The organism is Yoonia sp., assembly GCF_042093035.1.
GTDB lineage: Bacteria > Pseudomonadota > Alphaproteobacteria > Rhodobacterales > Rhodobacteraceae > Yoonia.
In genome coordinates this window covers 627-6,591 of the sequence record NZ_JBELFI010000128.1, presented here as the reverse complement: position 1 = coordinate 6,591, position 5,965 = coordinate 627, and the positions used below count along the sequence as shown (strand labels likewise).

Below are 5,965 nucleotides of genomic sequence, written 5' to 3'. Positions count from 1 at the left end.
GATATTGCCTGAAGCTGTAGCCAAATCTGCGCTCGCTCGCTTTGGATTGGAAATCCCAAAGTCAAAACGCGTTGATGCTTTGGGCGACGTCGCAGAGGCCGGCAGGAGCGTAGGTTATCCCTTGGTCCTGAAAGGGGAAGGTATTGCCCATAAGACAGAGGCAGGAGCGGTTGCCATCGGGTTGCGAAACGAGGACGCGCTCATTGCGGCGGCGGCAAGCATGCCGACAGAGCATTTCCTCCTTGAAGAAATGATTACAGGTACGGTGGTCGAACTGCTTATTGGCGTCGTCCTTGACCCGGCACATGGCTATGTTCTCACCCTCGCGGCGGGTGGGACATTCACTGAGGTTTTGGCAGATCGCAGCAACCTGCTGCTGCCTGTAACCTCAGAAGATATTACCGCAGCCTTGTATGACCTGCGCATCGCCCCGCTCATTGACGGCTATCGTGGCGCAGCGGCAGCGGATCGTCAGGCGATCATTGATGCGGTGCTGGCCTTGCAGAATTACGTTTTGGATGCGCACCCTTTTGAAATCGAAATCAATCCGCTGATGTGCGGCCCCACGCGCGCGGTCGCCGCAGACGCCCTTATCACCACAGGAGACCCAGATGACTGACAGCCCCATCAAGACCAAGCGCAACGGGCATATTCTTGAGGTCACGCTGGACCGCCCCAAGGCCAATGCCATTGATCTGGTCACCAGCCGGATCATGGGTGACGTTTTTGCCAGTTTCCGCGACGACCCTGATTTGCACGTCGCTTTGGTCACCGGAGCTGGCGACAAGTTCTTTTGCCCTGGTTGGGATCTCAAGGCCGCGGCAGAGGGTGATGCCGTGGATGGTGATTATGGCAAAGGCGGTTTTGGCGGATTGCAGGAGCTCCCGCGTCTGAACAAACCGGTGATTATGGCGATCAACGGTATCTGCTGTGGCGGCGGGCTGGAGCTGGCTCTGTCGGGAGACATTCTTTTTGCTGCCGAACATGCAAGCTTTGCTTTGCCGGAAATCCGCTCTGGTACGGTTGCCGATGCCGCCTCTGTGAAACTGCCCAAGCGGATACCCTACCATATCGCGATGGAGATGCTCTTGACGGGTCGCTGGCTCGATGCACAAGAGGCCGCGCGCTGGGGGTTGATAAACCACGTCGTCCCGGCGGACCTATTGATGTCGGAAGCGCGCAAGATGGCTGAGCTGATCGCGTCCGGCCCGCCTTTGGTCTATGCTGCATTGAAGGAAATCGTGCGGGAAGCGGAAGATATGAAGTTTCAAGACGCGATGAACAAAATCACCAGAAGTCAATTCGGAACGGTTGAAACGCTCTATACGTCGCAAGACCAGCTTGAGGGCGCGCGGGCATTCGCCGAGAAGCGCGACCCGGTCTGGAAAGGCCGCTAGGCGCGTCCGCTCCCGATCCGGCGGCACAGCAAGATCACGGGGATCAGCCCGATGGCAGCGATCACAAGGCTTGGCACTGCCGCGCCCTCCAACCGTTCATCAGAGGCGAGCCTGTAGGCTTGCACCGCCAGCGTGTCATAGTTGAACGGACGCATAATTAAGGTCGCCGGCAGCTCTTTCATCACGTCAACGAACACAATCAAACCCGCAGTCAGCAAACTTGTGCGCAGCAACGGCATATGCACCCGCCGCACGAGGCCGGGCATGTCTTGGCCCAAGGTCCGCGCTGCGGCGTCCATATTGGGACCAACGGTCGCGATACCGCCCTCGTAGGCGCCAATTGCAGCCGCCAAGAAACGGATCAAATAGGCGAAGATCAGCAGCCAGATCGACCCAGTGAACAAGAGCCCGGTCGAGATATCAAATGTCGCGCGCATCCATGCGTCCAGCGTGTTGTCAAAGGCCGCAAAAGGCACCAGCAGGCCGACCGCGATTACGCCCCCCGGCACCGCATACCCAATACGCGCCAGATAGAGCGACGCGGCGGTCAAGCGGTTGGCCTGAACGCGGTGGAAGGTCCCCAGTACCAAAGCGGCGATCACGGTGACAAAGGCCGCGATACTCGCCAACGTCAGAGAGTTCCGGATAAAGCCAAGATAGCGCGGGCTGAGCAGGTCTTGTTCTGAACCCACGGCCATCGTGCCCAACGCCGCAACCGGCAATATCACGCCCAACATCACGGGGATCAGGCAAAAGACGCACGCCACAATGCGCTGAGTCGGCGTCAGAGTGATCCGTTTCATCGGGGCATTGCGTCTGCCGTTGGCGTATTTGGCACCACCGCGGCTGAGGCGTTCCAGCATCGCCAGCAAAAGCGCGAAGCTCAGAAGTCCCAGCGCTAATTGTGCTGCCGCTGCGCGGTCGGCCATCGTGAACCAGCTTGTGTAGATACCCACGGCAAAAGTCTGGACACCAAAGTAGGCGACGGTGCCAAAATCCGCGATGGTCTCCATCGCGACGAGCATCACACCAGAGGCAATCGCCGGACGCGCCATTGGCAGCGAAACGGAGAAGAACGCCTGAAACGGTGTGCGGCCCAGTACGCGCGCGGCCAGAAACGTGCTCGCCCCTTGCGCGGTGAATGCTGCCCGCGCCAGCAGATAAACGTAAGGGTAAAGCACCAGCGTCAGCATCATTGCCGCTCCGCCGATGGAACGGATTTCGGGGAACCAGTAGTCACGTGGACCCCAACCTGTGACATCACGTAACGTGCTTTGCACGATACCGGGATGGTCCAGTACTTGCGTATATCCATAGGCCAAAACATAGGCTGGAAATGCAAGTGGCAGTGCCAGCGCGATTTCAAGCCAGCGCCGTCCGGGGAAATCTGTCATTGTGACAAGCCACGCGGCGCCCGTGCCAATCATGGCGCTGCCGCCCATGACCAGAACAACCAGGATCAACGTCGTGGCGACATAGCGCCCCAAGACCGTCTCTGCCAACATGTCCAAGGTGTCGAAAGACCCTGATCCAGCGGCAATGACAACGCCCACGTAAGGGATGACGCAGATCAACGTGACAATCACCGCGATTGCGGCGTAGCCCTTGCGCATGAAGCGGCGACTGATTGGCATTTCAGTTTCCATAGTCGCCAATTACGCGGATGGCGGGCTTCCGGCAAGCGTGCTTTGAGCGATGGCGGCGTTTCCTCGCTGGGGGGCGGCTGAAACTGACGCAGATGTGGCTTGTGGCTGACAAACGGTCATGTTTCCAATCGCCGGCCTCATTTCGCTTGACCGATCCTCAGTTCATTTTCTTGTCAAATGTGGCCGCTGTGCCAATGGCCTGTTCGTTTTCAGTTTTCAGCATCAGCTTCCGGCACATTCAGCGTTGACCATGTGTCATCCTTTGCAGGGTCGGGCGGGGTCTCACAGGCGCGTCGGTGGATGTTCACTTTGGCAATGAAATTCGCGGTAATCGGGGCCGTCACAAAGAGGAATGCCATGATAAGCACCTCATGCAGGGAGGGCTCTCCGTTATGGAAGGAATGTATGATCGACGCGATCAGCAGCATACCTATCCCGACCGTGCCGACCTTTGTTGGCGCATGAAGCCGAGTCATGGGGTCGTTGAACTTCAAAAGGCCGATGGCGCCGACCAGCGCGAAGCCGGACCCTATCAAGAGCGACAGGCTCACCACATATGTTCCAATGATCTGCGCGGTCATTCGATGATGTCCCCCCGCAGAATAAACTTGGCCATGGCCACTGTGGACACAAAGCCGAGCATGGCGATCAAAAGGGCGACTTCAAAATAGATTTGCACCCCTTGGTGAATGCCCAGCACAATGACCAGACCAAGCGCGTTGATGACCATCGTGTCAAGCGCAAGCACCCTGTCGCCGGATGTCGGCCCCAGCACCAGCCGCACCATCGACATCACTTGCCCAAGTGCCAGCGCCACAAATGTGATCGCCAGTGCGATATTGAGAAATTGCATTGCCAGTATCATGTAAAAATCTCCAATAGGCGGCCCTCATAGCGGGTGATGATCTCTTCACGCACCGCATCCGGGTCGTCGGTATGCAAGACATGCACCAGAAGGCTGTGCCCTTCGTCGGATAAATCAGCCGAAACCGTGCCCGGTGTCAGCGTGATGGTGCCCGCCAGCAGCGTGATGGCCTCAGGTTCGCGCAGCCGCAACGGGATCACGATCCAGGCAGGTTTGAGTTTGGACGTGGGCACCGTCAAAACGATCCACGCCACTTCGATGTTCGCCACGATGATGTCCCAGATCACTATCAGACTGTAGGAAACCATCTTGAACGGGTGAAAGCCCTTCGGCGTGTCAGGCCACCAGATCGAGGTACTCCAAGGGATAATTACCCCGAGGATAAAACCGAACACGACCATCCCGGCAGACAATTCATTCTGCAAGAACATCCAGACAATTGTCAGCATCAAGGTCAGAAGCGGATGTGGGATCAACCAATTGAACGCGCGAGCCATATCAACGATCCTCCGATTTTGGGTCGCTCAGTTTGCCGGGAGTTTCTATCACTTTTGCAATATAAGGCCCCGGATCAAAGAGCTGTGCCGCGACGGCCGTGGTGTAACGATGAACTTGACCTGCAAAGACAGTGTGCAGCGCCAAGAGCAGGATGAGCCCGCCTACCGCTGCATAAGACAGAACCGCAGGTTCACGCCGCGGTTGCGCATCCTGCGCGGGGCGGATGCTCTGGGCTTTCCAGAACAGGACGCTGCCGGCGCGGACAAACCCGACGATGCTGACCAAGCTGGACCCCAGCACAACCGTCCAGATCCAGACCATCAAATTGGTGTCATAGGCTGCATCAAGGATCAGAAGCTTGCCCAAGAAACCCGACAGGGGGGGCAGACCCGCCATGGCGATTGCTCCGACAAAGAACAGGCTCGCGATCATCGTTGCACCTGCAACGGGTGGTTGCGGCGTTAACGCTAGGTCGTTGCGGCTGCATCGCACCAGATCAACGATCAGGAACAGGGCCGCACCCGCCAATGTCGAATGGATGATATAGTAAAGTGCCGCCGCAATGCCTTCAGGTGTAAACAGCGCAATTGAGACCATCACCATGCCCATTGAGCCAATGATCGAGAAGGCGACCAAACGGTCCAATTGCTTTGCGGCCAAAACCCCGACCATGCCGATAATCAATGAAATCAACGCAGCTGGCAAAAGCCATGTGTCTTGCAGCCCTGCCGTGATCTCCAGATCGGATGGGAAAATCATTGTGTAGACACGGATGATCGCATAAGCGCCCACCTTGGTCATGATGGCGAAGAGAGCCGCGACTGGTGCGGGGGCCTCGGCGTAGCTTGACGGTAGCCAGAAATGCAGCGGTACAAGGGCCGCCTTGATCGCAAAAACCAGCAGCAGCAAGACCGCCGCCACGCGAATACCGACAGTTTCTTCGGGGCTAATCATCGCGACCCGCAGCGCCAGATCAGCCATGTTCAGTGTGCCCGTCTCGGCGTAGATCGAGCCCAGTGCAAACAGGAACAATGTCGATCCGATCAGATTGAACAGCACATATTGCACGCCCGCTCTTAGCCGCTTCGTACCGCCGGCATGGATCATCAAGCCATAAGAGGCGATCAGCAGGACCTCAAAGAAAACAAAGAGATTGAAGAGGTCACCCGTCAGGAAAGCCCCAAGGATGCCCATCAGTTGGAATTGGAACAGCGCGTGGAAGTGATTACCACGATTGTCCCAGCCAGAGCTTATCGCATAGACCAGCACAAAAAGCGCAAGCATATTGGTCAGCAGGACCATCATCGTCGAAAGCTTGTCTCCGACCAGGACAATGCCGTAAGGCGCCGCCCAATCACCAAGCTGATAGAGCAATATTGTGCCGTCCGACGCCGCCCAAGCCAGTGACGCCGAAATAATGACAAGCGTCATGACGCCAACCAAAGAGAACACCCGTTGGATGCCGATGTGATAGCGCGCCGCGAGGACGATGAAGGGGGCCAGCATCGCTGGCAATACAACAGGAGCGATCAGCCAATGGTTCATGCTGAACCCTCCGG

At 57.4% G+C, this 5,965-nt stretch carries 7 protein-coding genes; 2 read left to right on the top strand and 5 right to left on the bottom strand.

The features are described 5' to 3' along the window. A partial coding sequence (locus ACFDSS_RS12865; RefSeq protein WP_375256131.1) for an acetate--CoA ligase family protein occupies positions 1-619 on the top strand: 619 nt, incomplete at its 5' end. Then, complete coding sequence (locus tag ACFDSS_RS12860) at positions 612-1,397, top strand: carnitinyl-CoA dehydratase (RefSeq protein ID WP_375256130.1); 786 nt, start codon at positions 612-614, stop codon at positions 1,395-1,397. The genes ACFDSS_RS12865 and ACFDSS_RS12860, both read left to right, overlap by 8 nt. Here the strand turns inward: ACFDSS_RS12860 and ACFDSS_RS12855 are convergent. The 5 genes from ACFDSS_RS12855 to ACFDSS_RS12835 form a co-directional block, all read right to left on the bottom strand. After that, a complete protein-coding gene (locus ACFDSS_RS12855) occupies positions 1,394-3,043 on the bottom strand; it encodes an ABC transporter permease (protein WP_375256129.1) in 1,650 nt (549 codons plus the stop codon). The two genes, ACFDSS_RS12860 and ACFDSS_RS12855, sit on opposite strands and share 4 nt — an antisense overlap. Before the next feature lie 209 nt (positions 3,044-3,252). Continuing rightward, a complete protein-coding gene (locus ACFDSS_RS12850; RefSeq protein ID WP_375256128.1) occupies positions 3,253-3,624 on the bottom strand; it encodes a Na+/H+ antiporter subunit G in 372 nt (123 codons plus the stop codon). Beyond that, positions 3,621-3,908 (bottom strand): K+/H+ antiporter subunit F, encoded by a 288-nt coding sequence (locus ACFDSS_RS12845; RefSeq protein ID WP_375256127.1) that lies wholly within the window; start codon positions 3,906-3,908, stop codon positions 3,621-3,623. Before ACFDSS_RS12845 ends, ACFDSS_RS12850 begins: the two co-directional genes overlap by 4 nt. Further along, positions 3,905-4,405 (bottom strand): Na+/H+ antiporter subunit E, encoded by a 501-nt coding sequence (locus tag ACFDSS_RS12840; RefSeq protein WP_375256126.1) that lies wholly within the window; start codon positions 4,403-4,405, stop codon positions 3,905-3,907. Before ACFDSS_RS12840 ends, ACFDSS_RS12845 begins: the two co-directional genes overlap by 4 nt. Before the next feature lies 1 nt (position 4,406). Continuing rightward, positions 4,407-5,951, bottom strand: coding sequence for a monovalent cation/H+ antiporter subunit D (locus ACFDSS_RS12835; RefSeq protein ID WP_375256132.1), 1,545 nt, complete (start codon positions 5,949-5,951; stop codon positions 4,407-4,409). Positions 5,952-5,965: the final 14 nt, after the last annotated feature.

Excerpts from the sequence above, each read along its gene's own strand:
- ACFDSS_RS12860 (WP_375256130.1), top strand. The coding sequence starts at position 612 with ATGACTGACAGCCCCATCAAGACCAAGCGCAACGGGCATATTCTTGAG.
- ACFDSS_RS12850 (WP_375256128.1), bottom strand. The coding sequence starts at position 3,624 with ATGACCGCGCAGATCATTGGAACATATGTGGTGAGCCTGTCGCTCTTG.
- ACFDSS_RS12840 (WP_375256126.1), bottom strand. The coding sequence starts at position 4,405 with ATGGCTCGCGCGTTCAATTGGTTGATCCCACATCCGCTTCTGACCTTG.
- ACFDSS_RS12855 (WP_375256129.1), bottom strand. The coding sequence starts at position 3,043 with ATGGAAACTGAAATGCCAATCAGTCGCCGCTTCATGCGCAAGGGCTAC.
- ACFDSS_RS12845 (WP_375256127.1), bottom strand. The coding sequence starts at position 3,908 with ATGATACTGGCAATGCAATTTCTCAATATCGCACTGGCGATCACATTT.
- ACFDSS_RS12835 (WP_375256132.1), bottom strand. The coding sequence starts at position 5,951 with ATGAACCATTGGCTGATCGCTCCTGTTGTATTGCCAGCGATGCTGGCC.